General features: G+C 63.0%; 22 protein-coding genes. 12 read left to right on the top strand and 10 right to left on the bottom strand.

Annotated elements, in window-relative coordinates; all coding sequences use genetic code 11:
- The first annotated feature begins 127 nt into the window (after positions 1-127).
- Complete coding sequence (locus tag P9228_RS03810; RefSeq protein WP_278052446.1) at positions 128-1,621, top strand: lipopolysaccharide biosynthesis protein; 1,494 nt, start codon at positions 128-130, stop codon at positions 1,619-1,621.
- Positions 1,622-1,702: 81 nt separating this feature from the next.
- Complete coding sequence (locus P9228_RS03805; RefSeq protein WP_127216693.1) at positions 1,703-2,725, top strand: phosphoribosyltransferase; 1,023 nt, start codon at positions 1,703-1,705, stop codon at positions 2,723-2,725.
- A 121-nt stretch (positions 2,726-2,846) separates the two neighbouring features.
- On the opposite strand, the gene P9228_RS03800 is transcribed toward P9228_RS03805, so the two are convergent.
- The 8 genes from P9228_RS03800 to P9228_RS03765 form a co-directional block, all read right to left on the bottom strand.
- Positions 2,847-3,926, bottom strand: coding sequence for a glycosyltransferase (locus P9228_RS03800; RefSeq protein ID WP_127216692.1), 1,080 nt, complete (start codon positions 3,924-3,926; stop codon positions 2,847-2,849).
- A 71-nt stretch (positions 3,927-3,997) separates the two neighbouring features.
- Complete coding sequence (locus tag P9228_RS03795; protein ID WP_095777108.1) at positions 3,998-4,441, bottom strand: hypothetical protein; 444 nt, start codon at positions 4,439-4,441, stop codon at positions 3,998-4,000.
- Between the two features lie 11 nt (positions 4,442-4,452).
- Positions 4,453-5,898: a GMC family oxidoreductase gene (locus P9228_RS03790; RefSeq protein ID WP_278052445.1), complete on the bottom strand. Its 1,446-nt coding sequence runs from the start codon at positions 5,896-5,898 to the stop codon at positions 4,453-4,455.
- Positions 5,899-6,005: 107 nt separating this feature from the next.
- Positions 6,006-7,337 carry a UDP-glucose/GDP-mannose dehydrogenase family protein gene (locus P9228_RS03785; RefSeq protein ID WP_095799210.1) on the bottom strand — a complete coding sequence of 444 codons (1,332 nt, stop codon included), beginning with the start codon at positions 7,335-7,337 and terminating at the stop codon, positions 6,006-6,008.
- A 134-nt stretch (positions 7,338-7,471) separates the two neighbouring features.
- Positions 7,472-8,344, bottom strand: coding sequence for a glycoside hydrolase family 16 protein (locus P9228_RS03780; RefSeq protein WP_278052444.1), 873 nt, complete (start codon positions 8,342-8,344; stop codon positions 7,472-7,474).
- A gap of 130 nt (positions 8,345-8,474) precedes the next feature.
- Complete coding sequence (locus tag P9228_RS03775) at positions 8,475-8,867, bottom strand: hypothetical protein (protein WP_067003728.1); 393 nt, start codon at positions 8,865-8,867, stop codon at positions 8,475-8,477.
- Between the two features lie 127 nt (positions 8,868-8,994).
- Positions 8,995-10,011: a glycosyltransferase gene (locus P9228_RS03770; protein WP_278052443.1), complete on the bottom strand. Its 1,017-nt coding sequence runs from the start codon at positions 10,009-10,011 to the stop codon at positions 8,995-8,997.
- A 55-nt stretch (positions 10,012-10,066) separates the two neighbouring features.
- Entirely contained in the window at positions 10,067-11,224 is a 1,158-nt protein-coding gene (locus P9228_RS03765; RefSeq protein WP_278052442.1) for a nucleotidyltransferase family protein, read from the bottom strand.
- 501 nt (positions 11,225-11,725) lie between these two features.
- Between P9228_RS03765 and P9228_RS03760 the strand changes: the two genes are divergently transcribed.
- The 6 genes from P9228_RS03760 to P9228_RS03735 all read left to right on the top strand — a co-directional run bounded on the left by P9228_RS03760 (position 11,726) and on the right by P9228_RS03735 (position 17,544).
- Positions 11,726-11,878, top strand: a complete 153-nt coding sequence (locus tag P9228_RS03760; RefSeq protein ID WP_082953851.1) for a lasso peptide — start codon at positions 11,726-11,728, stop codon at positions 11,876-11,878.
- A 159-nt stretch (positions 11,879-12,037) separates the two neighbouring features.
- Positions 12,038-12,337, top strand: coding sequence for a PqqD family protein (locus P9228_RS03755; protein WP_278052441.1), 300 nt, complete (start codon positions 12,038-12,040; stop codon positions 12,335-12,337).
- The gene (locus P9228_RS03750; RefSeq protein ID WP_067003435.1) at positions 12,321-12,737 is read left to right on the top strand and encodes a lasso peptide biosynthesis B2 protein; all 417 of its coding nucleotides are present in this window, start codon (positions 12,321-12,323) and stop codon (positions 12,735-12,737) included. Before P9228_RS03755 ends, P9228_RS03750 begins: the two co-directional genes overlap by 17 nt.
- A 3-nt stretch (positions 12,738-12,740) precedes the next feature.
- A complete protein-coding gene (locus tag P9228_RS03745) occupies positions 12,741-14,660 on the top strand; it encodes a lasso peptide isopeptide bond-forming cyclase (protein WP_278052440.1) in 1,920 nt (639 codons plus the stop codon).
- Positions 14,657-15,637: a serine kinase gene (locus P9228_RS03740; protein WP_278052439.1), complete on the top strand. Its 981-nt coding sequence runs from the start codon at positions 14,657-14,659 to the stop codon at positions 15,635-15,637. The genes P9228_RS03745 and P9228_RS03740 overlap by 4 nt, the downstream gene beginning before the upstream one ends.
- Positions 15,638-15,645: 8 nt before the next feature.
- Positions 15,646-17,544 carry an ABC transporter ATP-binding protein gene (locus tag P9228_RS03735; protein WP_278052438.1) on the top strand — a complete coding sequence of 633 codons (1,899 nt, stop codon included), beginning with the start codon at positions 15,646-15,648 and terminating at the stop codon, positions 17,542-17,544.
- On the opposite strand, the gene P9228_RS03730 is transcribed toward P9228_RS03735, so the two are convergent.
- The gene (locus P9228_RS03730; RefSeq protein WP_067003432.1) at positions 17,515-17,781 is read right to left on the bottom strand and encodes an exopolysaccharide production repressor exox; all 267 of its coding nucleotides are present in this window, start codon (positions 17,779-17,781) and stop codon (positions 17,515-17,517) included. The two genes, P9228_RS03735 and P9228_RS03730, sit on opposite strands and share 30 nt — an antisense overlap.
- Before the next feature lie 606 nt (positions 17,782-18,387).
- On the opposite strand from P9228_RS03730, the gene P9228_RS03725 reads away from it, so the two are divergent.
- From P9228_RS03725 to P9228_RS03715, 3 genes are all read left to right on the top strand, one after another.
- Complete coding sequence (locus P9228_RS03725; RefSeq protein WP_067003431.1) at positions 18,388-19,065, top strand: sugar transferase; 678 nt, start codon at positions 18,388-18,390, stop codon at positions 19,063-19,065.
- Between the two features lie 175 nt (positions 19,066-19,240).
- Positions 19,241-20,428 (top strand): polysaccharide biosynthesis/export family protein, encoded by a 1,188-nt coding sequence (locus P9228_RS03720; RefSeq protein WP_095777021.1) that lies wholly within the window; start codon positions 19,241-19,243, stop codon positions 20,426-20,428.
- A gap of 106 nt (positions 20,429-20,534) precedes the next feature.
- The gene (locus P9228_RS03715; RefSeq protein WP_095799199.1) at positions 20,535-21,629 is read left to right on the top strand and encodes an acyltransferase; all 1,095 of its coding nucleotides are present in this window, start codon (positions 20,535-20,537) and stop codon (positions 21,627-21,629) included.
- Positions 21,630-21,765: 136 nt separating this feature from the next.
- Here P9228_RS03715 and P9228_RS03710 read toward each other — a convergent pair whose 3' ends face one another.
- Entirely contained in the window at positions 21,766-23,049 is a 1,284-nt protein-coding gene (locus P9228_RS03710) for an O-antigen ligase (RefSeq protein ID WP_095777019.1), read from the bottom strand.
- A 480-nt stretch (positions 23,050-23,529) separates the two neighbouring features.
- Between P9228_RS03710 and P9228_RS03705 the strand changes: the two genes are divergently transcribed.
- On the top strand, positions 23,530-24,459 hold the full coding sequence (locus tag P9228_RS03705) for a TIR domain-containing protein (protein WP_067324214.1): 930 nt from the start codon (positions 23,530-23,532) through the stop codon (positions 24,457-24,459).
- Positions 24,460-24,541 lie beyond the last annotated feature (82 nt).

Raw genomic sequence — 24,541 nt, 5'->3', positions numbered from 1 at the left:
ATTTTTGGTGCAGCGTAGCAATCGACGCACATTTTTTGTTGCGCTGCAAAAACCTCTTGCGGTAGTTTGTGCATGGCGGCGGGCGCCGGTCGCGATGATGACTGGCGCAAAATCAGGAATCCAGAATTTGGAAACCAGTGCATTCGATCCGCCCGAGGGCTCCCTGCGCAGATCGGTCGGGCGCGGCGCCGTCGTCACCGCGATGGCACAGGGCGTGCGGGTCGCCACCCAAATCGTGTCGGTCATCGTGCTGTCGCGGCTTTTGTCGCCGCAGGATTTCGGCGTCGTGGCGATGTGCGCGCCGGTGCTCGCCTTCATCGCGCTCCAGGATTTCGGCCTGACCCAGGCGACGATCCAGAAAACCGGCATCCGGCACGAGGAGGTCAACTACCTCTTCTGGATCAACACGGCGGTGAGCGCGATCCTGGCCTGCGTGCTTGCTGCGGCGGCTCCCCTGGTCGCCGCCTTCTACGGCGAGCCGCGCGTCACCGGGCTGGTTGCCGCCTTCGGCCTGCAGATCATGGCCTATGGTCTCGGCGCCCAGCATCTGGCGTTGCTGACGCGCCGCATGGAATTCAGCCGGCTCGCCGTCATCGACGTCGCCAGCGCCGTTACGGGCCTTGTGGTCTCGATCGGCTGGACCTTCATCGACCGCTCCTATTGGGCGCTTTTTGCCGGCACGCTGACCGGCGCCGTGTTGCCGACGCTTTGCTACTGGGTGTCATCGCGCTGGCGTCCGGGGCTGCCGCGCAAGGTCGAAGGCATCAGCCAGCTGATCAATTTCGGCGCCGGCATCACCGGCTTCAACTTCGCCAATTTCTTCGCCCGCAATCTCGACAATGTGCTGATCGGCAAATATTGGGGCGAGGCGCAGCTCGGCCTCTACGACCGCGCCTACAAGCTGCTGCTTTTCCCGCTCAGCCAGATCACCAACCCGCTGTCGAAGGTGATGGTGCCGGCACTTTCGCGGCTGAAGGACGAGCCGGACCGTTATCGCAGCGCCTATCTGCGCGTCATGCCGCTGATCCTCCTGGTGGCGTTGCCGGGCGTGGCCTTTGCCACCGCCATGTCGGATACGCTCATTCCTTTCGTGCTCGGCCCGCAATGGCGGGAGAGCGCCAACATTTTCCTCGCGCTGGGCTTCGCCGGCCTGCTGCAGCCGCTCAACAATCCGGCCGGATGGCTGTTCGTCAGCCAGGGCCGTTCGGGCGATTTCATGCGCTGGGGCATCATCACCGCCGTCACCTCGGTGCTGGCCTTCGCCATCGGCCTTCCTTATGGCGCGCTCGGCGTCGCGGTCGCCTATGCGGTCAGCGAATATTTGCGGACGCCTTTCCTCTGGCTCTATGTCGGCAAGGCCGGGCCGCTGCGGGCGAGCCATGTGCTGCACGCAGCCGCCCCCTTCGTGCTCGGCGCGCATCTGGCGCTGGCCCTGGTTTGGGTCGCCAAGCCGATGCTGCAGGCGCAGCCCATCATCGCTCTCGCAGGCGGCGCCGTGCTGTCCTATGTCGTCACCATCATCGTCGCGCTCGCCTTCGGCGCCGGCCGCGAGGCGCTTCGGGAGGCCCTGCGGCTGATCCCGGCGCGCGGGTTTTCGCCCGCGCCCAGCGAGGCGAAATGACCTTGCCGGCGCAAACCGCCAGGCATTCCGGCCGCGGCCGGACAGCCCAAAACTGCTGACTTTTGAGGGTTAGGCAACAGCATGAATTACCGATCGATCTCAGACATGAACGACGCGATCGCGCGGAACCTGCACCGGCTGCCGCGCGACATCGACCTGGTGGTCGGCGTGCCGCGAAGCGGCATCCTCGCCGCGACGCTGGTCAGCCTGACGGCGAATATCCCGATGACCGATCTCGACAGCTTTCTCGCCGGCAAGATCTACACCTCGGGGATCACCAAGCGGCGCGCGGCGCTCGATCGGCAGCATTCCGAAATGCGCAAGATCCTGGTGATCGACGACAGCGTTAGCGGCGGCAACGCCATGCGCGACGCGCGCAGCAAAATCGCGGCTGCCGGCATCCCGGGCGATTTCGTCTACGCGGCCGTGTTTGGCCTGCTTTCGCAGCACAACGAAACCGACATCGTCTTCGAGGTCGTGCCGCATCCCAGGATGTTCCAGTGGAACTTCATGCACCACGTCTTCCTCGAGCAATGCTGCGTCGACATAGACGGCGTGCTTTGCCTCGATCCGACGGCGGACGAGAATGACGACGGCCCAGCCTACGAGAAATTCCTCACCGAGGCGCGGCCGCTTCTCGGGCCGACGCGCAAGATCGGCTGGCTGGTGACCAGCCGGCTGGAAAAGTATCGCAAGCTGACTGAAGCCTGGCTGGCCAAGCACGAGATCAAATATGACCATCTCGTCATGCTCGACCTGCCGAGCAAGGCCGAGCGGCAGCGGCTTGGCGCGCATGGCAGCTTCAAGGCCGAGTTCTATCGCAAGTCGGACGCCATCCTGTTCATCGAGAGCGAGCACGAGCAGGCGCTCAAGATCGCCAAGCTATCGGGCAAGCCCGTGCTGTGCGTCGAAACCAACATCGTGAGCTTTCCCGACGCGTTTTCCCTGCCGGCGCTGGAGCAGGCGGCCCGCAACCTGCCGGCACGGCTCAGGCAGATCAATTCGCCCGAAGGGCGCAAGAAGGTCATCAAGACCGCCGCGCGCGCCCTGCTCGGTGAACGCGCCTATGAAATGCTGAAGAGCCGGGTCAAAAGGCCAGCGTAAGCAAAGCCTTACGCGGAACTAAGGTGCCTCGCGCCGAATCGAATTCAGTCGACGCGCTTTTCAGTCGCTGTTTCGATGCCTGTCGCGCCCAGAACCGCTGCATACTTCTGGGCGAAATGCATTAAGCAGCGCGCCGGGCGCGCTGCCGGGCAGCCCTGTCCAGCAAGGCGAAGAAGGTGGCGAATTGGCGCTCGGGATCGAGTTCCGGGCGCTGCGAGAACGTGAGCGCGGCTTCCGAGACCCGCTGATACTCCTCGCGATCGTTCCACAGCCGCCTGAGCGCCGCGACCCAGTCCTCAAGCGGCGCGTCATAGTCCAACACGACGCCGCCGGAGCCGATCGCTTCGGGCAGGCCGCCGCGCCGCGAGCCGACGACGGGAATACCGCTGCAATGGGCCTCCGAGGCAACGCGACCCCACGCCTCTTCCCATTTGCTCGGCGCCAGCAGGATCCTGGTGCGGCCGTAGAGAGTCTTCATGTCGTCGGTGCGGTTTTCGAGCTTGATATTGGAGAACGGCGCGATCGTTTCCGCGATGCGGGCGCGGTGATCGTCATCCAGCTTCCAGCTCTCGACGAACAGGAAAGGGATCTCCCTGCAGGCGGCCGCGATCCGCACCGCCAGCTCGAAACCCTTTTCCTCGTAGGGATTGATAAAGGTGACGTACGCGCCCGTCGTCGGCGTGCTGTAAGAGGCCGGATTGATCGTCGGCGGGATCACCGTGGAATCGATGCCAAACTCGCGCTTGTAAGTGCGCGCCGTGAAATCGGAATTGGCGATGTAAGACGCCGAGTTCAGCTCGCGCAGATCGCCCCCGAGTTCATGGAATTCAACATTCCTGAGATAGACCACCAGCGGGACGCCCTCGGCCTCCAGCGCCTTGCCGAGCGGAACCGATTTGTGACACTGCACCACCGCTACGTCCGGCTGCAGCTTCTTGACGGCAAAGGCGGCCGCTTCCCAGGGGAACCAGGCGCGCACCACCGGATAGCCGGGGAAATTGTCAATGACGGCGCGCTGACCGAGGAGCTTCATCTTGGCGCGCGCCTTGTATCCGAACATGCCCTGCCCGAACAAGGCCGCAAGCACCGATGCCTCATGACCGTGTTCGATCAATTGTTCCGCCAGATGATGGGTGCTCGACTGGACGCCGCCGCTGAATTGCGGCGGATAGCCGTTTCCGCCTGCGAAGAGAACTTTCATGGTTCGGCTCCTTGTCACATTTTTCTTGGCCAGTTTTCCTGGCTTGCCGGCAAATATGCCGGCGGGCAGTGTCAGGCAGTCTGCTGCTCGAGATTGGCGAACGGATTGGTGCATGGATGCCAGCCGGTGAAGCGGATCGGATCATGGGGCGAGCTGCGCCAGGCATAATCGGTCAGCATGTGGAACTCGGCGATGACCCAGCGCTCGAAATTCCCGACATCCTGCTGCTTGCGCCTGGGCAGCAATTCGCGCGCCCTGTCGAGCCTCACGGTCTCCAAAAGCGTCACCGCGTCCGCCAGCTTTTCGCTCGGGAATATCCACGGGTTGCGGTTGCGGAATTCGAGCACGAATTGCTGCAGGTGCTCGATGCGCATGTTGAGCGGGCCGAAGTATTTCTCGAGCGTGATGCGGACCAGATCCTCATCCGAGAAGGACGATACGGCCGCAGCGGCGATGCCGGTCGAAGCAATGCCGCCGGCAACAACGGCCAATGCGGTGCGTCGCGTGATCTTCATCGACCCCTCCTTCATGCCAGCCGGCTCGCCGCCCGCAGCGAAAGCGCCGCGGCGGTCAGGCTTGGGTTGGCGCAGGAACAGCTCGGATAGGTGCTGGTGCCGACGACGACGAGGTTCCGGAGCTGGTGGTGGATCATGTCGCGGTCGACCACCGAGTCGGCGGGGCCGGTGCCCATCCGCAAGGTGCCCTGCACATGCGATTCGGTCGGCCTTATGCCGCGATCGAATATCTGCTCGACCGGAAGAGGCTTGAGCAGCGCCGGCAGCCTCTCGAGCGCCTTGGCCATGCCCTTGGTTGCATAGTCGGAGGCTCCCTTGAAGCTGACGAAGGCGTTCTCGTTCTTGTCGAGGATCACCCGGTTTTCCGGGTCGAGCAGGTTTTCGGTGACAATGACCAGCGGCAGCGCCTGCCGCAGCCGCCCCTTCTCGGCTCGCATGCCGTGCTGCCAGCGGTTCTCGAAATAGACCAGCGCCGCCGCGTGCTCGGCGCGATGCGGGCCGTCATAGAGGCCGAAATTCAAGCCGGTGGTGATGGTGCTGCCGTCGAAATTGTCGACGCCGTCGAGATAGACCTCGTAGTTCCAGCCATAGGATTCGTGCAGGCCGAGCCCGACGAATTCGCCGCCGAGCCCCGAGCGCAACATGATTGCAGGGCTCTGGATGGCGTTGGCGCCAAGGATGACGAGTTCGCCGCTGACCGAATATTCCTTGCCGTCGCGCAGGAAGGCAACCGAACGCACCGAGCCGGCTGAATGGTCGAGCCGCCGCACTTCGGCGCCCAAGCAAACCGACACGTCCGCGTGCTGGAAGACGTGCATCAAACCATTGTTGGCGGTGAACTTGGCGTCGGCCGGACACAGCCAGCATCTGAGGTTGGCGCAGCATGAGTTGCGCTGCGCCGTCGCGACGCGGGCGCGGGCGGTCGGCATGACGAAATGCTGCTCCGGCTGCGCCGCCTTCATCATCCGGTCCGGCGTCGACATGCGGTGCGGCGGCTGCGGAAACGGCCGCGAACGCGGCAGCATCCGGGCCATGTCGGGGTCGCCGGAGATCGACATGACCTCCTCGGCGTCGCAGTAGAACGGCTCCAGCTCGTCATAGCTGATCGGCCAGTCGTTGCCGACGCCGTATGTGCTCTTCAGCCTGAAGTCGTTGGGATGGAAACGCGGCGTCTGCGCGAACCAGCAGTTGGTGCCACCGCCGAGGCCGATCGTGTAGTTCCACGGCTTGTCGGCATTGTCGGTCTTATAAGTGCTCTCGTCGTCTATGTCGGTGTTGGCGTTCTGGTCAAGCTGCCATTCATGCGTGTTGTGGCGGCCCCATTCCAGCACCAAGACCCGGGCTTTGCGCCGCTTCAGGAACTCATGCAGGAAAAAGGCTGAACCGAACCCGGAACCGATGACGACGAGGTCGAAATGCTCGTTGGCGATTTGTTCGGGCTGAACGTCCATCACCATCAGATCGAATCTCCCGAAACGCGCACGATCATTATCGACCCTCCATCATTGTCGGTCCCACTGTCGTTCGCCGGAGCCATGCGGCGGGAAGCTGGCGGCGGACACTGTCATGCCGCCATCCTGCCGATCGAGTGGTATTCGATGCCGTAGCGGGCGATGACCTTCGGGTCGTAGAGGTTGCGGCCGTCGAAGATGACCGGTGTCGTCAGCGCGTCCTTGAGCGCGTCGAAGGAGGGAGCCCTGAAGCTCTTCCATTCGGTACAGATGAGAAGCGCGTCGGCGCCGCGCAGGGCCGCTTCCTTGGTGCCGCACAAGAGAAGGTCCTCGCGCTGGCCGTAGATGGCCTGGCACTCCTGCATGGCCTCCGGATCGTAAGCCTGCACCTTGGCGCCGGCGGCCCAAAGCGCCTCCATCAGCGTGCGCGACGGAGCCTCGCGCATGTCGTCGGTGTTCGGCTTGAAGGCCAGGCCCCACAGCGCAAATGTCTTGCCCTTGAGGGCGCCCTGGAAATAGCGGTTGACCTTGTCGAACAGCACCGATTTCTGCGCGTTGTTGCGCTCTTCGACGGCGCGCAGCAGCTTGGCGTCGAACTTGACGCCCTCGGCGGTCTTGATCAGCGCGCGTACATCCTTGGGGAAGCAGGAGCCGCCATAGCCCAGGCCGGGATAGATGAAATGGTAGCCGATGCGCGGATCGCTGCCGATGCCCTTGCGCACCTCCTCTATGTCGGCGCCCAATTGCTCGGCGAGGTTCGCCATCTCGTTCATGAAGCTGATCTTGGTCGCCAGCATGCAGTTGGCCGCATACTTTGTGAACTCGGCGCTGCGGACATCCATCACAATCATCTTCTCGTGGTTGCGGTTGAACGGCGCGTAAAGCTCGCGCATCACCGCCTCGGTGTCCTCGCTCGACGTCCCGACGATGATGCGGTCCGGCTTCATGCAGTCGGCGACCGCCGAGCCTTCCTTGAGGAATTCCGGATTCGAAGCAACGTCGAAGGTCAGGTCCTCGCGGCCGCGCGCCTTCAGCGTCTGGGCGACCCTTTCCTTGATCTTCTCGCAGGTGCCGACCGGCACGGTGGACTTGCCGACGACAATCTTGGGCGCGTCCATCTCGCGGCCGATGGCCTCGGCGACGGCAAGCACGTATTTCAGGTCGGCCGAGCCATCCTCGCCAGGGGGCGTGCCGACCGCGATCATCTGGATCTGGCCATGCTTGACCGCCGCGGCCGCGTCGGTGGTGAAGCGGATGCGGCCGGCGGCGTGGTTCTCCTTGACGAGAGCTTCCAGTCCGGGCTCGAAAATCGGGATGAAGCCCTGGTTGAGCCGGTCCACCTTCGCTTCGTCGATGTCGACGCACACCACCTCGTGCCCGACTTCCGCAAGCACCGCGGCCTGGACGAGACCGACATAGCCAATTCCAAACACTGTCAAATTCATTTGGTTCTATTCCTGTTTAAGGCCGGGCCGCAAAGACGGCCCGGCCAGTTAAGATGTCCCCCAGGCCCTGTATGAGGCCTAGATATTCGGCATGATCCGCATCCCAAAACCAGTTCCTACTTTGGGGGACATGCCTAGTTGCTGTTGGTTATGGTGCATGCCAGCGACTCCGGGAACTGGCACGGCTGGCCGAGCGCCGTGAAAGCGATGCGCTTGACCTGCATGGTCACCTTGCGGCCGGGATCGGCAAAGGCGCCCATCCAGTTGGTCAGCTTGTCGCTGCCCCACAAGCTGAAGAATATTTTTTGCGGATTGGTCGGCAATTCGTCCGGGTTGGTCACCTCGTTGACCAGCTTGCCGTTGACATACCAGCGCAGCCGGTCCTTCTCCCAGACGAAGCCATAGTCGTTGAACCCCTTATTGGCGCCGCCTTCGACGTCGACCAGCTTGCCGTTCTTCGGCTTGCCTTGGATGTAGCTGTTCACCTGGACTTTGGTCGGATCCTTGGTGAGGACCTCGAAGTCGATCTCGTCCCAGGGCTTTTTGTCCTGCGGTCCGATATAGGTGAAAAAGGCGGCATTGAGGCCGGATCCGGTATCGGTCTTCATCCGCGCCTCATAGACGCCGTAGCCATAGCGCTGCTTGGTCTGGACCTCGGCGCAGGCGAAGTCGCGATCCTTCAGCTTGCGCTTTTCGAAGCTCAGCGACAGCACGCCGTCCGAAAGCCGGACAAGGTCCTTCGACCATGTGCAGTTCTGATGATTGCCGTTGCTCCAGCCGTCGGAGACGAACCAGCGCGAACGGTCGAAATTCGAAAAATTGTCGACGAAGGACGGCGCGCTCTGCATCTCCTCGGCATGCACCGAATGGGGTGGTGCCACAATAGCGGCCGCGGTCGCAAGCAATGCGCCGGCGAGCCAGAGCTTAAGCGTCTTCGACCTGTTCGAATTCGCGCGCGGCATGCTGCAAGCAGCCGCGGTGGAGGTGTCGTTCGGATATGCGTTCATGACAAACTTACCTTTGTGCTGTCCGCCCCAACCCAAAGTCATTCCTGGCCCGCCTCCAGAGAGCCGCTTCTGATCCTCCGCCTCTTACTCCTCTAATGTTTTGCAGCTATGACCGCGCCTGGACGTGCTGTCAGCCTCTGCCCGCAGACCTTGCCTGTGCGCCCTGCGAACCGGGTTGCCCGACACTTTCGTCGACAATCGCGTCGAGCGAATGACGCAGTTCCTTCATCAGACCTTTCTGGCGCGTGAGTTCGGCGATGCGCCGCTCGTAATTCAGGATCGCGCCGGTCATCGTGTTGACATCCGACGACTTGTCTGTCGACGCGGAGCCGTTCTCCATTGCCTCGACCAGGAAAGCGGCGTTGGTCGCCGTCGACCGATAGCGGTTCTCCAGCCCGGTCTTTTCCGCTTCGATCTCGGCAGAGATCTGGTCGAACAGCTTCGCCAGACGGTCGAGCCGCTGGAGATCGGTCTGCCGGTCACGAGCCGGATCCCTGGATCTGAAGCCAAAAATCGAAGCCATTCGATCGGCCTTTCGAAATTGCTGCACCGCAGCATAGCTTGCCATTCTCGGGGCAAGTAGGCAACCTCGTAGTTTCGGAAAGCGGATTTTTTTGGGAACGGCGCCCGCGCTGACCGCCTTTGTCGGATCATTCTGTTGCGGCACTTGTTGCCGGCAACAGGAAGCGCATCGGCGGCACCTGCTGCTTCGCAGCAATGCCGGCGCGGCGGAGCAAGGCGTCCAGCTTGTCGGCCGCCACGCCGCGAACGATCGGGATCAGATTGGACTGGCTGGCCAAGGCATAGGCGGCGGCCGATGCCAGGCCGCGCTCCGCCTTCACGTCAAGGAAATTCCGCAGCCGGTATTTGTCGCGCACATGGCGCTCGTGGCGCCGCAACGCGGCCTTCGAGCCCTCCGGCAGGTTGCCCAGCGCCAGCAAGGCCAGGTCGGCATCGGCAAGCCGCTTCAGATCCTGCGTCCTGTGACGGCCGCTCAGCGAATCGGCGCGAACGATCGCACCATAGCCGCAGGTCTTGATGATCTTGAAACGCGCGCCGCGGGCGACCGCGCGCGCATAGAGCTCGTAGTCCTCGCCGAGCCGCAGCTTTTCATCGTAGCTCAGCCCGTGACGATCGAGGAACGCCCGGCTGATCACCGGCTTGAGGAAGCCCAGTTCGCCGCGCAGCACGCGGCGACGGGAAATGTTGCCTTCGATGAAACGCTCGAAGTCGAGGAATTGCGGTTCTGGCGCGAAGGAGGGAGCCGCGACCTTGGTGGGGTCGGTCGCGGCATCGTCCCTGATCAGCATGATGTTGTCCGCCGCGAAATCCCAGTCGGGGCTGGCAAACAGCCGGCGGAAACGGCCTTCGAGGAAGAAATCGTCGGCGTCGAGGATGCTGATGAAAGGCGAAACGGAGGCTTTGATGGCGGCGTTGCGTGCAAAGGACGGCCCCCGGTTGACGTCGAGACGCATCACCTTGAGCCGGCTGCTGCCGTCATCGGCGGCGCGCGCCACATTCTGTGTGTCGTCGGTGGAGGCGTCGTCGACCACGACGACTTCCGCCACCTCCGGCTCGCGCAGAGCCGAAGCGATGGCGACCGGTATGGTCCGCGCCGCGTTGCGGGCAGCGATGATGACGCAGACCCTTGGGGTCGTCACGGCCATGATTCACCTTTCGATTGCGTGAGTGACAGCCCGCCTATGAATGCAAAACCGATCTTCATGCGTTGCCCCGCACCGGCGCGGCCGCGGCCGGCCGCTCGAAGATCCGCCGGCTGAGATCGGCGGAAGCCGCCCAGCCGGCCTCCGCCAGATAGCGCACCGGCTCGCGACCGCAGAGCTCCCACAGCACCGTCCGCCGCTGCGGCCAGCGCAACGAGGACAGCCAGGGCGCGATCACCATGTGGAAGAGGTCGGCATTGTCGATGCGCGCCAGGATCCGGGTGGCGCGGTCCGAAAGCAGCGTGCCGGTACCGCCAAGCAGAACATCGGCCGCGCGCAAAGCAAGTAGCAGCGTGTCGGCGAGGCCCTGCTCAGCGGCATGGTCGAGCAGTTTCTGCTGCTCGGCTTCGTTCAGCCGGCCGGCCGCGGCTCTGACGTCGCAGACATAGCCGGCGCAGGGCTCGCGGTTGAAGAAGGCTTTGGCGACGCTGATGCAGGACAAGAGCAACGTGTCGGACGCCGATATCAGGGGCATGGAGGCGCCCGCAACCTTGACCTCGCGCTTGCGGCGCAGGAAGCCGTCGATGTCGCGCGGGCTCGGCGAGCCCGGCTGCTGCAGCCGATAATGGAGATCGACCGTTGCGGCCCGCACGCCATCGTCGCGGACCATGTGCTGCTCGCCGAGGAAACGCACCCACCAGACCGACCGGGACTTGCCGGCGACCTCGTAGCCGGCCGAGCGAAGGGCTTCGCGGGCGGCAGCGAAGCCGGACGGGCAAACCAGAATATCGACGTCGCCGGACGGCTTCATGAAATGGTCGCCGTAGAGCAATTGCTGCTGGAGCGGTCCCTTCAGGAAGACGAAGTCGATCTGCCTGTCCTGCAACACCTGATGGATGGCGATCGAATCGCCGATGCAGGCGGCATTCATCGACATGGTACGCCGGCGATAACCATCGAGCCATGCGAGCAATTCGGGAGGCGTCGCGCCGGTGGCCCCATGCGAGAGAGCCTTGAGCATAAAGACGGCGACCTTGTTCAACCTCGCAATGTCGGCAATGTCGGCCACGCAGATTGCCGGAGCCGGCATACCGCCATGGTCGACCGCGCGCGCTGTCGGATTGAAGAACAGCCGCAGACAGGCCTGCACATAGGCGACTTCGTCGGCACTGCCGGTCGCACGCAGCCTGTCGTAAGAAGCATCCTGCACGGTCATGCCCGTTGTCGTCTCTCCGCAAAACCGCCCGCGGCGGCGTTTATACCGCAACTGCGAAGAAAAGCATCGCCAAAAAATCAGGAGCGCCATCCAGCGCCTTCCCAAGCCGCCTCGCGCCTGCAACCTGAGCGTTCATATTCGCTCATGGCCGATCACTTTTGAAGACAAATCCGGTGGCGGCGAGGCGAGCCGGCATTCGCTATTTTCTGAAGTATTTTCTTCGCGATTCCCACATAGCCACTTAAGCTTACGGACTTATCCCAATCAAATCATACGCTTACTTAGACGGCAAAAAGGCGATGTTGAACGTTCGAGCGGTGTTCGCCCGAGATGCAAAAGCCGGCGGCGTCATCACTGACGCGGGCCTGCGCAACCAAGAATTGATTACTGCCTGGTAAATCAGGCTTGACTCATAAATGTTGCCGTGCAGCAATTGCGATGCAGCATAGCAATATGCTGGCGGCATTCCGACGCCGCTTCCAGTCTTAATTGGAGAATAGAATGGAACAGAATGTTGAAAAGCAAGAGTACGAGACCCCAAGCCTGACGGTTCACGGTTCGATCGAAACGATCACGCAGGGTGCCTCCGGGACGACGGCGCTTGACGCGGCATTTCCCGCGCACACACCGGTCGGTGAGCTCACCTTCTCCTGAGCTTGTAGCGCCCGGAGTTGTCACAGTTGGGGCTCCGGGCGTTCCCTTCCTTCGAACACTGAGCCGGGGCCTCCTGCCCGGGCTACCTGGACTCCCTAAGGATCGCAGGCAACCGATCCCGCTCGAGGTCACGCAAGCGTTCAACAATGAGGTTTTAGGATGCACTGGAACCCATCGAACCATGACCGCGTGGTCGCGAGCGGCGATGCCGTGGCTTGTGAATTCGGCAACGGACTGGCGCTGCTCCATCTTAAATCCAACATCTACTACAGCCTGAACGGCGTCGGCGCCTACATTTGGGAGCTGATCCAGGAGCCACGACCGATCCCCGACATAACAAGCGCGGTGCTCGCCCGCTATGATGTCGATACAGAACGCTGCAAGGCCGATGTCGAGGGCTTGCTCAAGGGACTGATCGAAGCCGGGCTTGCGAGGGTCCACCATGAGGAACTGGCCTAGGGTCCTCTCGCTTAGCGGGCCGGAGGCGCTGTTTCTGGCGCGCTGCCTGGCAGTGGTCAGCCTCGTGCGGCTGGGGCTTACGCTTTCGTCCTATAATCGCATGCGCGCTCTGGTGACTCGACTGGAAGCGAGGAATGACGCTGCCATCGCCGATCTGCGGCGCGTTGCATGGGGCGTTGCCGCTGCTGCGCGATACGTGCCGGGCGCCAGCTGCCTTACCCAGGCGCTCGCCGGACAGTATCTGCTTGCCCGCCAGGGCAAGGCCTCCACGATCAGCATCGGCATCGCGCGCGACCCCGGCGCCGATCTCAAGGCGCATGCCTGGCTGATCAGCGGCGACCACATCGTGCTTGGCGGCTCCATCAACGGCTTTGCCCATCTTGTCGATCACGGACACTAGGCGATGAGCGGCGTCGCCGGAATTCTGCTCAGACAGGATGGCAGCCCAGCGGCGGCGGCCGACATCCAGCAGATGCTGGCGCGCATGCGCCACCGGGCGCGCGACGGCAGCTCATGGTGGACGGACAGACACGCAGCACTAGGCCATGCCTGGCTCAACACGACCGGCGAGCAGGGCCCTGGGCCGCTGACAATGGCCGGCGGCAAGCTCGCCATTACGGCCGATTGCCGGCTGGACAACCGCGAGGAGCTTCTGGCGCGGCTCGGTGTGCGCGACCGATCGGCCGCCGACGCCATACTGCTGATGCACGCCTATCTCAAATGGGGCGAGGCCTGTCCGACCTACCTGCAAGGCGATTTCGCCTTCGCGGTCTGGGACGCCGAGCGCCGGGCGCTGTTTTGCGCGCGCGACCATTTCGGCGTCAAACCTTTCTACTACCACTGCGCCGACAGGCGCTTTGCCTTCGCCTCGGAGATCGGCCCACTTCTGGCGCTGGACGGTGTCGGCAGGGCGCTCAGCGAGCATCAGATTTCCGGCTTCCTCGCCGGCCTGCCGGACGATCCGCAATCCACGCTCTATGCGGAGATCTTTCGCTTGCCCGCTCGGCACAGCATGACGGTGACCAACAATCAGGTCGTGCTGAGCCGCTACTGGGAGATTGAGCCGTCACAAAGGCCGCTGCGTTCGGATGCAGCGGACGAGTTCCTGCATCTTTTCGCGCGATCGGTTGAAAACCGGATGCGGGGCAATCCGTCCGTCGGTGCCATGCTGAGTGGTGGGCTCGATTCGTCCTCGATCGCCTGCATGGCCGGACTTCAAGCTGCGGCGACGCAGAAGCCGAAGCTCAAAACTTTCTCGCTGGTCTTCGAGAGGGGGTCTTCGATGGACGAGCGGCCCTTCATCGATGCAGTGCTGGAGCAATATGGGCTCGACGGCACGCTGATCGCGGTCGGCAACTATGCGCCCTTCGCCGAGTTTGATCGCATTCTGGAGGAACAGGAAGGGACCTTCCTGGCGCCCGGTCTGTCCTTGACCCGCAGCGTCTATCGCACCGCGAGCGCTAAGGGCGTCACAGTGCTTCTCGACGGCCACGGCGGTGACGAGGTCGTATCGCAAGGTCATGGGTATCTGCATGAGCTCGCCCATCGCGGCAGGTGGCTGGAGCTGTGGCGCGAGCTGCACAGTGCCGCCAACACCTATGGCGACGGGATGCTGCCTCTGTACTTCAAGTTCCTCGCCGCCTACGGGCCGGCCTGGCGGATTGCCAGGATGAGGGCGAAGGCCAGGCGCCTTCTCGGAAAACTGCGGCGCAGACCCTCCCATGCACCGCGCGCGGCGTGGGCAGGACTGGTCAATCCGGAGCTTGCCAGGCGTACCGATCTCGCCGAACGTTTCCATCGCGCGGCCTATATGCCCGCCAATGTCAGCACCAGCGAAGCGCTCACCCATCGCTGGCTTTTGTCCACCGGGCTGGTGCCCCATGCTTTCGAGGTTCTCGACAAGGCCGCCGCCAATTTCGGCGTCGAACCGCGCTATCCGTTCTGGGACAAGCCGCTGGTCGAATTCTGCCTGGCACTGCCGGGCGAGGAAAAGCTGCGCAACGGCTTCGGCCGCCATGTGCTGCGCCGGGCGATGGAAGGCGTGCTGCCGCCGGCGGTGCAGTGGCGGCGCGACAAGATCGATTTCACCGCCAGCCTGGTCAAAGGCATGATCGTCAACCATCGCGATCTGCTGGACCGGCTGCTGGTGTCGGACAACGACTTGATCGCCCCCTATGTCAATCTGCCCGAGGTGAACGCGGTCTATGCGCTCATGCTGCAGCGGCCCGAGCAGGCGACGCTGCCCGACGTCCAGCATATCTGGCGTTCGGCCTCACTGTCGCTATGGCTGTGGCAGGTCCAACAGCATGGAAGCCCTGCATGAACTCTCCAGCCGCTTCTCTTGCCGCGAGGCCCGGCTCCGCCATCGAAGCGGCCCCTCGAAACGGGCGTGCCCGTCGGTTCTACAAGGCGTACGGCCTGACGATCGGGTCGGAGGTGGCTTTGCCGGAACTGGAACCGACCGCGCCGGCAACATCGGACATCGAGATCGCTGTTGGGCCGATCGATTTTCCGGAGGCTGCATTGCCGAACGCCGCGGCCTTTCGCTTCGAGCCGACACGCCAGTACCTGTCCTGGCAAGCCGTCGGCACCTTCCTAATCAGCGATGCCTCCAGGATCGATGTCGATCCGGCGCCGGGCGTCGATGATCCGCTGCTTGCCTTTCCGCTCCTCGGTCCGGTGCTGGCGCTCACGCTGCATCAGCGCGGTCTGCTCGTCCTGCACGCCAGCGCGATCGCCGTTGGCGGGCAAAGCGTGATCTTCATGGGCGACAAGGGTGCCGGCAAGTCGACGACGGCGGGCGCGATGATCCGCGCCGGTCACCTTCTGCTTACCGACGATGTCGTGGCGCTGGACCTGTCCGCCCCCTCACGGCCGATGATCCTGCCCGGCTTTCCGCAGCTCAAGCTTGCAGCGGATGCCGCGAACGCCATCAGGATCGGCCGAGCGGAGGTGCGGCCGCAGGTACATCCGCAGATCGAGAAGGCGCAGCATCGCCTGCAGGAAGGGTTCTCCGGCGAGGCCGTGCCGGCGGCCCGGATCTATGTGCTGGAGCGCGACGGGCAGGCGGCGATCACGCCGCTAAAGGGCGCCGCCGCCCTGCCGGCGATCATCAAGTTCTCCTATGTCACGCGGTTCGGCCGGCAGGCGCTGGTCGGCGATTTCGCGGCCACCCATCTCCAGCAATGCGCGCAGCTTGCCGGCCGGATCGGCGTCAGCCGGCTCGAAGTGCCGGCAGGCCTGGAGTGGATCGACGAGGCCGTCGCCCTGATCGAGCGCGATCTGGCCCGGGCAAGGTGAGCAGCGGCATGGCCTGGTCCTCGAAACTTCGCCTGACACTTTTGCGGGACGTGGCCGGCTTCGGTGGTGTCATGGCGCATATCGGCGGGCAGCGCACGCTGACGGCGCTTGCTTTCCTGGTCCTCGGGAGTCTGACCGAGGGCCTTTCGATCCTGCTTTTGATCCCGCTCTTGCATCTGATCGGCAGTGCCGACCAGGATTTCGCCGTGCGCGTACCGGGCGCCTTGCGCTGGCTGGTGCCGGGCGGGACGCTCTCGCTGGCGACGGTGCTCTGCCTGCTCGTCGCGCTGGTGGCGCTGCAGGCGATGTTCAACCGCTTCAAGTCGCTCTACATGGCGCGGCTGCTCTACGACTTCGTCAACCGGGTGCGCATGAACCTGTTCGAGAGCATCGGCAAGGCGCGCTGGGGTGTCTTCACCCGCATGCGCAGCTCCGATCTCGACCACGCGCTGACCGGCGACATCGACCGCGTTCAGGCCGCAGCCTTCTCGCTGCTGATGCTCGCCCAGACGGCGCTGCTGCTTGCCGGCTATCTCGTGGTGTCGGTGTTCATCTCGCCGGTGATGACGTGCTTCGCCATCCTGATCGGCGTGCTCTTGTTCATCGCGCTGCAGCCCTTCCGTGCGCGCGCCACCGCCTACGGTCGCGTGCTGACCGGCAGCCGCCAGGACCAATACCGCACGGTCTCGGAGTTCCTCGGCGGCATCAAGGTGGCCAAGAGCCTGAATGTCGAGACGAGCTATTTCGCGCAGCTCCGCGCGACGCTGGACAAGATGAAGACGGACAATGTCGCCTATGTCCGCAACAGCACCATCGGCACCGCGCTGTTCCAGGTCGCGAGCGTGATCGGGCTCAGCCTGTTCATCTATATCGCGCTGGTCCGCTTCCATCTCTCCCTTGCGGAAATCGTCGTGTTGCTCCTGGTCTTCATGCGGGTCGCGCCCCGCTTCATGGACATTCAGGTGCAGGCGCAGCAGATGCTGATCAACCTGCCGGCCTACACCGCCATGCAGGCCCTGCAGGCGCGCTTCGATGCCGAGCGCGAGATGGAGCCCGGCGATGCCGCGCCGAACGCAAGGCTGTCGCTCGACAGGGGCCTGGATATCCGCGACGTCTCGTTCGCCTATGGCGACGGCGATGGAAGGCCGGTGGTGAGCGGCATTAGCTTCGGCCTTCCCGCTGGCGAGGTGACGGCGCTGATCGGCCCGTCCGGTTCGGGCAAGAGCACGATCGCCGACATGCTGCTTGGGCTGCTCGAGCCGAGCCAGGGCGGGATCCTGGCGGACGGTGTCGAGATCACCGCGCAAAACCGCAGGGCCTGGCGCGGCCAGGTGGCCTATGTGCCGCAGGACGTGTTTCTGCTGCACGACACAATCGGCGCCAATCTGCGCCTGGCGGCGCCGCAGGCCGGCGACGAGGAGCTTTGGGCTGCGCTGCGCAAGGCTCATGCGGCCGACTTCGTCGAGCGGCTCGACCGGAGGCTCGAAACGGTGGTGGGCGATCGCGGCGTCAGGCTTTCCGGCGGCGAACGTCAGCGCATCGCGCTGGCACGGGCGCTGCTGCGCGAACCCTCGCTGCTCATCCTCGACGAGGCGACGAGCGCGCTCGACTGGCAGAATCAGTCGCTGATCGCTCAATCGATCGAGGAACTGCGCGGCAAGATGACTATCCTCACCATCGCGCATCGGCCGTCGATGATCGCCTTTGCCGACTGGGTCGTGGCCATCGAGGGCGGCCGCATCGTCGAGGTCGGGCAATATCAGCGGCTGAAAGCAAAGTCGGGCAGCCGGCTGGCCAGGATGCTCTCCGGCGAACGGGCCGAACGGGAAACCGCAACATGGGCCGACAATGCGCCGCCCCCTGCGCCGGCTGAACGATCAGCGGAGGCTGCCGCGCCGCGCGGTTAGCTTTTCGCCATCGGGCACCTTGATGCCACGGTCGGCCTGCCGCGCCTTGTCGGCGGGTATCGGCCCGCTCCTGGCGATCATGGCGAACACCAGAACGAAGTACCCCACCTGAATGACGACAGCGCAAATCACGGCGCGCATGATGATGGTGCCAAGCGATTCGCCGTCGAGCCAGGACCAGCCGACTACAACAGCGAGCGTGAATATCATCCCGACGATGAACTTTGGCAAAGACATGCTCGTCGGCCCGTCAACCGGCACGCGCATGCAAAGGCTGTGGCTTACCCACCCGCGTAACTCCCCGTTCCGCCAGAGAGCTATTTCTGGCTGCCCAATCCGACCGGTTGCTTCCGGCCTTTCCGACCCATCCAGACTATGACAGCAACAGTTTGCCACTCTATTAAGGCGAGACCTTTGCGGCAAGGCCAAATGCACATCAAGTCAAGGGTTTCGCGGCATCGACTCTGCCATGCTGCGGCGCACACCCCTGCATCGCCACCTATTCACTATAGCGAAATCCTCGACAGTAGAACCCGAAACATTAACCAGTATTTAATGCGAAGAACTTACCTGCGCGAGTGATTCCTACGACGTGCAACCGTCGTTCGTCTGCAGCAAAGAATGCATTGCCCAAAATCAGCCTGAAAGCTGTACTACATCTCCCAAAAAACCTCTCACCTTGTCATAAACATGCCACAAAGGCAAAAATTTGGGCAGGGCAGGTTTATTATTTGATCAATTCATGACGGGAACATTTCACGCGAATGGGAAATTGTGTGTTGCGCTGCAGCATTTTTTTGGTATCGTGCCGTAAACCATCCGTTCAACGTATGGAGCTTTTGCATGAGGGACGTCGCCAAGCCGGCTAATGCGGGTTTTTCGCAGGCCGGCATTGATTTTCCACCCCCCATCGGCGGTCTGCTCAAACGCAGTTTCGATATCGTCGGTTCCCTGGCGGGTCTGGTCCTGCTCAGCCCGCTTTTCCTGATGGTCGCCCTGCTGGTCAAGCTTTCCGACCGCGGCCCGATCTTCTACGGCCACAAGCGGATCGGTCGCGGCGGAAGGATTTTTGCCTGCCTCAAATTCCGCACCATGGTGCAGGATGGCGAGAAGGTGCTCGCCGCGCACCTGGCCGCGAATCCGGATGCCGCCGCCGAATGGGCGGCGACGCGCAAGCTGAAGGACGATCCGCGCGTGACGCGTGTCGGCGCGGTGCTGCGGAAGCTCAGCCTCGACGAGCTGCCGCAAATCATCAACATCCTGCAGGGCGACATGAGCCTGGTCGGGCCCCGCCCTGTCGTACGCGACGAGCTCGAGATCTACGGCAGCGCCGCAGTCTATTATCTGAAGTCGCGCCCGGGCCTCACCGGGCTGTGGCAGGTGAGCGGGCGCAACGACGTGTCCTACGACACGCGCGTCGCCTTCGATCGCCACTATGTCGAGAACTGGTCGATGGTCGAGGACATTCGCATCATCGTCAAAACCGTGCCTGCCGTGTGGATGGCGCGCGGCAGCTATTGACCGCCAGGCCTGTCCCGCCAATCTCGGGACAGGCGTCCGGCAGTAATCTCATCGGGCGGATGGGGCTAACGCGGATCGGAAACGTTCATTGAAAAACCACCCCCTCGGACTCCTTTCCAAGGCGCCCAGCCGATTTGCGGCCGTGGCGCTTGCCCTGTCTCTTGCGATTCCCACCATGGCGGTGGCTGGAGACTATCGTCTCGGGCCGCAGGACAAGCTCAACATCCGCATTGCCGAGTGGCAGACGGTCGACGGCACGTTCCGCGACTGGTCATCCATCAACGGCGACTATTCGGTCGGCCCCGCCGGCACGCTCTCGGTACCGTTCGTCGGCGAGATGCAGGCGGCCGGCAAGACGACCTCGGAGATCGCTGCCGCGATCGGTCTCGCGCTGCAGCGCAAGCTGGCACTGCCCGACAAGCCTGAAGCCTCGGTCGAGATGGCGCAGTTCCGGCCATTCTACATTTCGGGCGAAGTGCAGAACCCTGGCCAGTTCCCCTACGTGCCGGACCTTACGGTACTGAAGGCGGTGAGCATCGCCGGCGGCATCCGGCGCAACGCCGATTACGGCCCTCAGCTCGGCAAGGACCTGGTCACCGCCAAGGGCAGTTTCGATATCTATGACGACCAGCGGCTGCGGCTGATCATAAAGCGTGCCCGCATCGACGCAGACCTTGCCGGCAAGACGAGCTTCGAGATTCCGAAGGAGGCTGCGGACGACCCGAGAACGCAGGCCATCGTTGCCGACGAGATGCAGATCCTCACGGCCGACCAGAAGGCGCTGAAGCTGAAGCTGGACGCGCTCGATGACCTGAAAGGCGTGCTCGAAGGCGAGATTGAATCGCTGCAGAAGAAAATCGCCAATCAGCAGCAGCAAGTGGATCTGGCGCAGCAGCAGCTCACCAGCATCGGTCCGCTGGCCCAGAAGGGCCTTGTCGCCAATGCGCGACTGCTCGATTCGAAACAGTCGGTGGCGGACCTGCAGGGCAAGATCCTGGATTATGAGACGGCCATCCTCACCGCCAAGCAGTCGATCAGCAAAGCTGATCAGGACGCCATCGATGCCCGCAACACGCTCAATTCCAACCTGGCCGCGAGCCGGCAGCAGGCCGAGGCCGACCTGAACGAGGCGACGCTGAGGACTGCCATGCAGAAGGGCCTGATCGCCGCGGCCTCGGATCCCGCAATGGCGGCTGCCATAACAGGCGGCCAGGAACCGGCCCTGCTGTATTCGCTGGTGCGTGTTGCCGACGGCAAGACCAGCGAGATCGACGCCAAGGAAGACACGCCGGTGCTGCCGGGCGACGTCATCAAGGTGAAGCTGGCGCCGAGTGCCGGCGGCCCACCCATGGCCAGCCAGTAGCCGGGCGCCCGGGCCTCGCTCAGCGCGGTCCGCGGGAGGAACAAGTCAGGCTCGTTCGCGCCAAGGTGCGGGCGAGCAATCTGTTTGGACCGCTTGAAGGCATAGAATGCAGCCTGCCGCTCCGCGTCACGTCTACCTGAACCTCGACGCCATCCGCGGCGTGGCGGCGATCAGCGTGATGCTCTATCACTTCTCGCCCTTTCTGGCCGACGGCAAAGTGCTGCCGTCGAGCTATCTTGCGGTAGACCTGTTCTTCCTGCTCAGCGGCTTCGTCATCGCCCACGCTTACGACCGCAAGATCGAGAACGGCATGGGCTTCGGCACCTTCCTGGCCATCCGCCTGATACGCCTCTACCCGCTCTACCTCGTCGGCACGTTGCTCGGCTGCTTCTATCTGCTGATCAAGAACAGGCTGATTGCGACGGAATACATGCCGTTGTCGGAGATCGGCACGCAGCTCACAACAGGCATGCTCTTCATTCCGCTGGTCGGCGATGCCTACCATACGATCTTTCCGCTCAATCCCGCTTCGTGGTCGCTGTTCTTCGAGCTGATCGTCAACATCGCCTATGCCGCCGTCTTCTTCCTGCTGTCGAAACGTGTGCTGACGGTGCTGGTGGCTGTCAGCCTGGTGCTGCTGATCGTCGCCTCGGCACTTGCCGGCACGCTCGATTTCGGCATGACCGGCAAGACCATCATCAGCGGGCTGCCGCGCGTCTGGTTCTCCTTCTTCCTCGGCGTGCTGCTCTGCCGGTCGATGGCGCGCTACCAGGATGGCCTCGGCTTTCTGCGGCGCGGCTGGTGGGTCGAGGCCGCGATCCTGCTTACGCTGATCGTCTTCGCCATCGCGCCTGCGGGTGCTGCCGGGCGTGTCGCTTACGACCTCGCCTCTATCGCCGTCGTTTTCCCGCTCATGGTGGTGACCGGCGCGGTGGCGCCGACCGCGCCGCGACTGGCTAGCTTCTATGGCTGGCTGGGGCGGGTCTCCTACCCGATCTACATCATCCACACGCCGCTGCTGATGATCATCGCCGGGGCCGGCAAGGCGGCGTCGGTCGACCCGTTCGCGCATCATCCCTGGTTCGGCATCGTCATGGCCGCTGCGGTTATCGTCATCGCCGACATTGCCACCCGCATCTATGACGAGCCGGTGCGCCGCTTCCTGCAGCGGCAAATGCAGCGCTCGCGAGCCGTGGCCTAAAGCGCGTCGCAATCTTTCAGATTTGCTCCGCGCTCTTTTAGGTTTTTGGTCTTACGCATGTCTTTGACCCGAAATCGGTTCTCGCTTTCGTGGGACATGCTTTACCTCCTCGACGCGACCGAGGCGAAAACCGCGATCAGACCGGCGCCGGCATGTGGCCGTTGGCCGGCTTTTCATCCTGGACAGGAATGGCAACCCGCCGTCGCCGGGCAACCGGCAGCGGGTTCAGCTTGAACAGGCCATAATAGACGATGAAGGAGGCCATGAAATAAGGGCCGAGGATCTCGACCTCGAAGAAGGAGCGGATCAGCATCAGCCCGACGGCGCCGGCGAGCACCACCGAATCGGCGCTCCAGACCCCGAACACCACCTTCGAGATATGGCCGTAGAAGGCGCGCAGGATGATCAGCGCCAGCATGGTGACGCCGACGAAGCCGATCTCGACCAGGGTCTCGATATAGGTGTTGTGGAAATGGAAGCCGGTGCGGGTCGTGATGTAGAACTCCGCCCACAACCGTTCCGGATCGGCGAACCCTTGCACCCAGTAGGCGGCATAGCCGTAGCCGAGCAGCGGGTGCAGCTGCGCCGCCTCCCAGCCCTGCTGCCAGAGATAGGTGCGGCCGGTCAGCGTCGAATCCTTGCCGAAGATGCCGAGCACGACGTCCAGCAGGCCAAGGTTCAGCGCGGCCACCACGCCGGCTACCAACGCGCCGCCGCCGACCACGAACAGCACGCGGCGGTAGCGCCGCGACAGGACCCTGCTCATGGTGAGCAAGATGACGATGCCGAGCACCGCCGGCAGCGAGGCGACGGATGTCGCCGAGTGGGAGATTGCCAGCATGTATGCCGACATCAGGATGATCGGCGCGGTCCAGAAGAAGCTCAGCCAGTTGCGCCGGTAAAACATCAGGAAGACGAAAGACAAAAAGATGCCGAACGACGAGAAGAACCCGACCTGGTTCTTGGAGGCGAAGGCGCCGACGAAATTGAAAGTGCCGTCCATTATGTCCAGCGCGTAAGCGTTGACTTTCAGCGAGTAGAGCAGGACGACGAATATCCCGATCAGCGATCCCAGGACCAGCGTCCGCACGCTGATGGTGCGGGCCGCGATATAGGCACAGACGATATGCGAGGAATATTGCACCGCCGCACGCGCGCTGATGCCGGCGGCCTGCGACCAGAAGACCGACAGGCAGACATAGGTCGCGAAGAGTATCGGCAGCCAAGCGTTTGAGAGCTTCCAGGTGAAACGCCGGTAGTCGACGAAGAACAGCGGCAGCCAGACCGCGTAATAGGCGAGGATCAGGACCTGACCGAAATTGCTGGAATAGGCAAAGGCAAGAACGGAAACCGCGACGGCAAAGGCGCCATAGGCCTTGTTTGCCTCCGGATCGAGCAGAATGGATTTTGGAATCTTCATGCCGGATTTTTCGTCCGTTCAGCCTTGGAGCAATTCCAGGAAAAGTGTGTGACTGTCTTTCGTCGGGAATTGCGTAAACACAGTTAGCGCGGTTCAGTGTCTGATAGCCGGCACGAGCCGACGTTCGGCCCTACCGGGTTCATTGTGCACTGCAGCATAATCTATCGCCCTATCGCCGGTGGCTCAACCGGAAATGTTGCCACGGGCAAAGAGGCGTTATCACAGGCATATTGCACAGCGAAAAGGCCGGAATGGGGCGGCCTGTTGCTCGTTGGGGGATGATCCTTTCCGAAAATCGATTTCGATTATCGGCTCATGCGAGAACAGGTCCCCGAGCACCACCGAGCGCGAGCTCTTCCTGCAGTTCTTCCAGAACCGCGCGGAGGTGTAGCTGGAGGCGCGCCATGGTAATGCGGTCGTTGCAATGAGATAGGACAACCGCCTACGCTGTGAGGAGTCTATTGCGCCGGAGAGAGACGAATGGCCAAACCGCGAATCTTCCTGGGCTCGTCAGGAAAACAGAAGAAGCTGTTGCAGGCGCTGCAGCGTGGCCTTGAAGATATTGCCAATGTCGAACCTTGGACGACATCCTTCAATCCCGGGACGACAACACTGGGGCGTCTCCTCGAGCTGACGCGCGAGGTCGACTTCGCCGCTTTCGTGTTCGCCCAGGACGACTGGACGAGCGCGAGCCAGCCGGAATCGACCACCACTGTTCCCGCCCAGGCTTCTCCGCGAGACAATGTGGTTTTCGAGGCCGGCCTGTTCGGCGGGGTTCTCGGCATGCGCCGGACCTTCATCCTGCATGCGAATGGTGCCAAGCTTCCCAGCGATCTGCTCGGCCTGACGTCGGTACGCTACGGCGAGGCAGCGACCGCCGCGGAGACCAGAGCGATCAATCAAAAACTGCGAAATGCCATCGAAAATGAGGGGCGAGTCGCCCGCATAGAGGGGTTTTGGTGGCAGTTCTCCCTGTCAGAGCGCACAGCAAGGGAGCCTTCCGCGGTCAGTCTGCTGAGGATCTCGCGGGACCGCAACGGCGCGCTGGAGCTGAACGGCCGCTCATGGCAAGAGAATGGCAGCCTGTCGGCCAGATACTGGAGCGAGGCGTCGAAGGAGAAAGGAGAGTCTTCGGGCATCTTCTACTATTGGAACGGGGAACGGCCGTTGGACGCCAACGCGCCGCAGCTGCACGGGACAGGCGAAATCCGGCTGGAATCCGCCGAGCGCGCGTCCGGATATTTCACGACACGTTCGGACACGAATCCGGAGGTGAATGCGCGAACGTCCGGCGTCTATCTGCGCGCCGATCCGCAGGACTTAACCATCCTGGACGGGAACGACAATCAGCGGCGCGTGGAGTTGATCGCAGAACGGCTAAGTCACTGGAAGTCGATCAAGAATGTCTGACGACAGTGCTGGCAGTCGCGGCGAAGGCGCCGGCGCTTGACGAACGGACCGTTCGGCTCAACAGATTGTCGGGAACGTCTCG

Origin of the sequence: Mesorhizobium sp. WSM4898, from assembly GCF_029625845.1 — a bacterium.
Lineage (GTDB): Bacteria > Pseudomonadota > Alphaproteobacteria > Rhizobiales > Rhizobiaceae > Mesorhizobium.
Note: the sequence above shows the minus strand (reverse complement) of the source record. Positions and strands in the feature narration are given on the sequence as shown.

What these genes read in the sequence shown, in the direction of transcription:
- P9228_RS03805 (WP_127216693.1), top strand. Translation starts at nt 1,703, where the DNA reads ATGAATTACCGATCGATCTCAGACATGAACGACGCGATCGCGCGGAAC.
- P9228_RS03705 (WP_067324214.1), top strand. Translation starts at nt 23,530, where the DNA reads ATGGCCAAACCGCGAATCTTCCTGGGCTCGTCAGGAAAACAGAAGAAG.
- P9228_RS03755 (WP_278052441.1), top strand. Translation starts at nt 12,038, where the DNA reads ATGCACTGGAACCCATCGAACCATGACCGCGTGGTCGCGAGCGGCGAT.
- P9228_RS03795 (WP_095777108.1), bottom strand. Translation starts at nt 4,441, where the DNA reads ATGAAGATCACGCGACGCACCGCATTGGCCGTTGTTGCCGGCGGCATT.
- P9228_RS03770 (WP_278052443.1), bottom strand. Translation starts at nt 10,011, where the DNA reads ATGGCCGTGACGACCCCAAGGGTCTGCGTCATCATCGCTGCCCGCAAC.
- P9228_RS03785 (WP_095799210.1), bottom strand. Translation starts at nt 7,337, where the DNA reads ATGAATTTGACAGTGTTTGGAATTGGCTATGTCGGTCTCGTCCAGGCC.
- P9228_RS03775 (WP_067003728.1), bottom strand. Translation starts at nt 8,867, where the DNA reads ATGGCTTCGATTTTTGGCTTCAGATCCAGGGATCCGGCTCGTGACCGG.
- P9228_RS03715 (WP_095799199.1), top strand. Translation starts at nt 20,535, where the DNA reads ATGCAGCCTGCCGCTCCGCGTCACGTCTACCTGAACCTCGACGCCATC.
- P9228_RS03735 (WP_278052438.1), top strand. Translation starts at nt 15,646, where the DNA reads ATGGCCTGGTCCTCGAAACTTCGCCTGACACTTTTGCGGGACGTGGCC.
- P9228_RS03780 (WP_278052444.1), bottom strand. Translation starts at nt 8,344, where the DNA reads ATGAACGCATATCCGAACGACACCTCCACCGCGGCTGCTTGCAGCATG.
- P9228_RS03725 (WP_067003431.1), top strand. Translation starts at nt 18,388, where the DNA reads ATGAGGGACGTCGCCAAGCCGGCTAATGCGGGTTTTTCGCAGGCCGGC.
- P9228_RS03790 (WP_278052445.1), bottom strand. Translation starts at nt 5,898, where the DNA reads ATGGTGATGGACGTTCAGCCCGAACAAATCGCCAACGAGCATTTCGAC.
- P9228_RS03760 (WP_082953851.1), top strand. Translation starts at nt 11,726, where the DNA reads ATGGAACAGAATGTTGAAAAGCAAGAGTACGAGACCCCAAGCCTGACG.
- P9228_RS03740 (WP_278052439.1), top strand. Translation starts at nt 14,657, where the DNA reads ATGAACTCTCCAGCCGCTTCTCTTGCCGCGAGGCCCGGCTCCGCCATC.
- P9228_RS03745 (WP_278052440.1), top strand. Translation starts at nt 12,741, where the DNA reads ATGAGCGGCGTCGCCGGAATTCTGCTCAGACAGGATGGCAGCCCAGCG.
- P9228_RS03750 (WP_067003435.1), top strand. Translation starts at nt 12,321, where the DNA reads ATGAGGAACTGGCCTAGGGTCCTCTCGCTTAGCGGGCCGGAGGCGCTG.
- P9228_RS03800 (WP_127216692.1), bottom strand. Translation starts at nt 3,926, where the DNA reads ATGAAAGTTCTCTTCGCAGGCGGAAACGGCTATCCGCCGCAATTCAGC.
- P9228_RS03720 (WP_095777021.1), top strand. Translation starts at nt 19,241, where the DNA reads ATGGCGGTGGCTGGAGACTATCGTCTCGGGCCGCAGGACAAGCTCAAC.
- P9228_RS03710 (WP_095777019.1), bottom strand. Translation starts at nt 23,049, where the DNA reads ATGAAGATTCCAAAATCCATTCTGCTCGATCCGGAGGCAAACAAGGCC.
- P9228_RS03765 (WP_278052442.1), bottom strand. Translation starts at nt 11,224, where the DNA reads ATGACCGTGCAGGATGCTTCTTACGACAGGCTGCGTGCGACCGGCAGT.
- P9228_RS03730 (WP_067003432.1), bottom strand. Translation starts at nt 17,781, where the DNA reads ATGTCTTTGCCAAAGTTCATCGTCGGGATGATATTCACGCTCGCTGTT.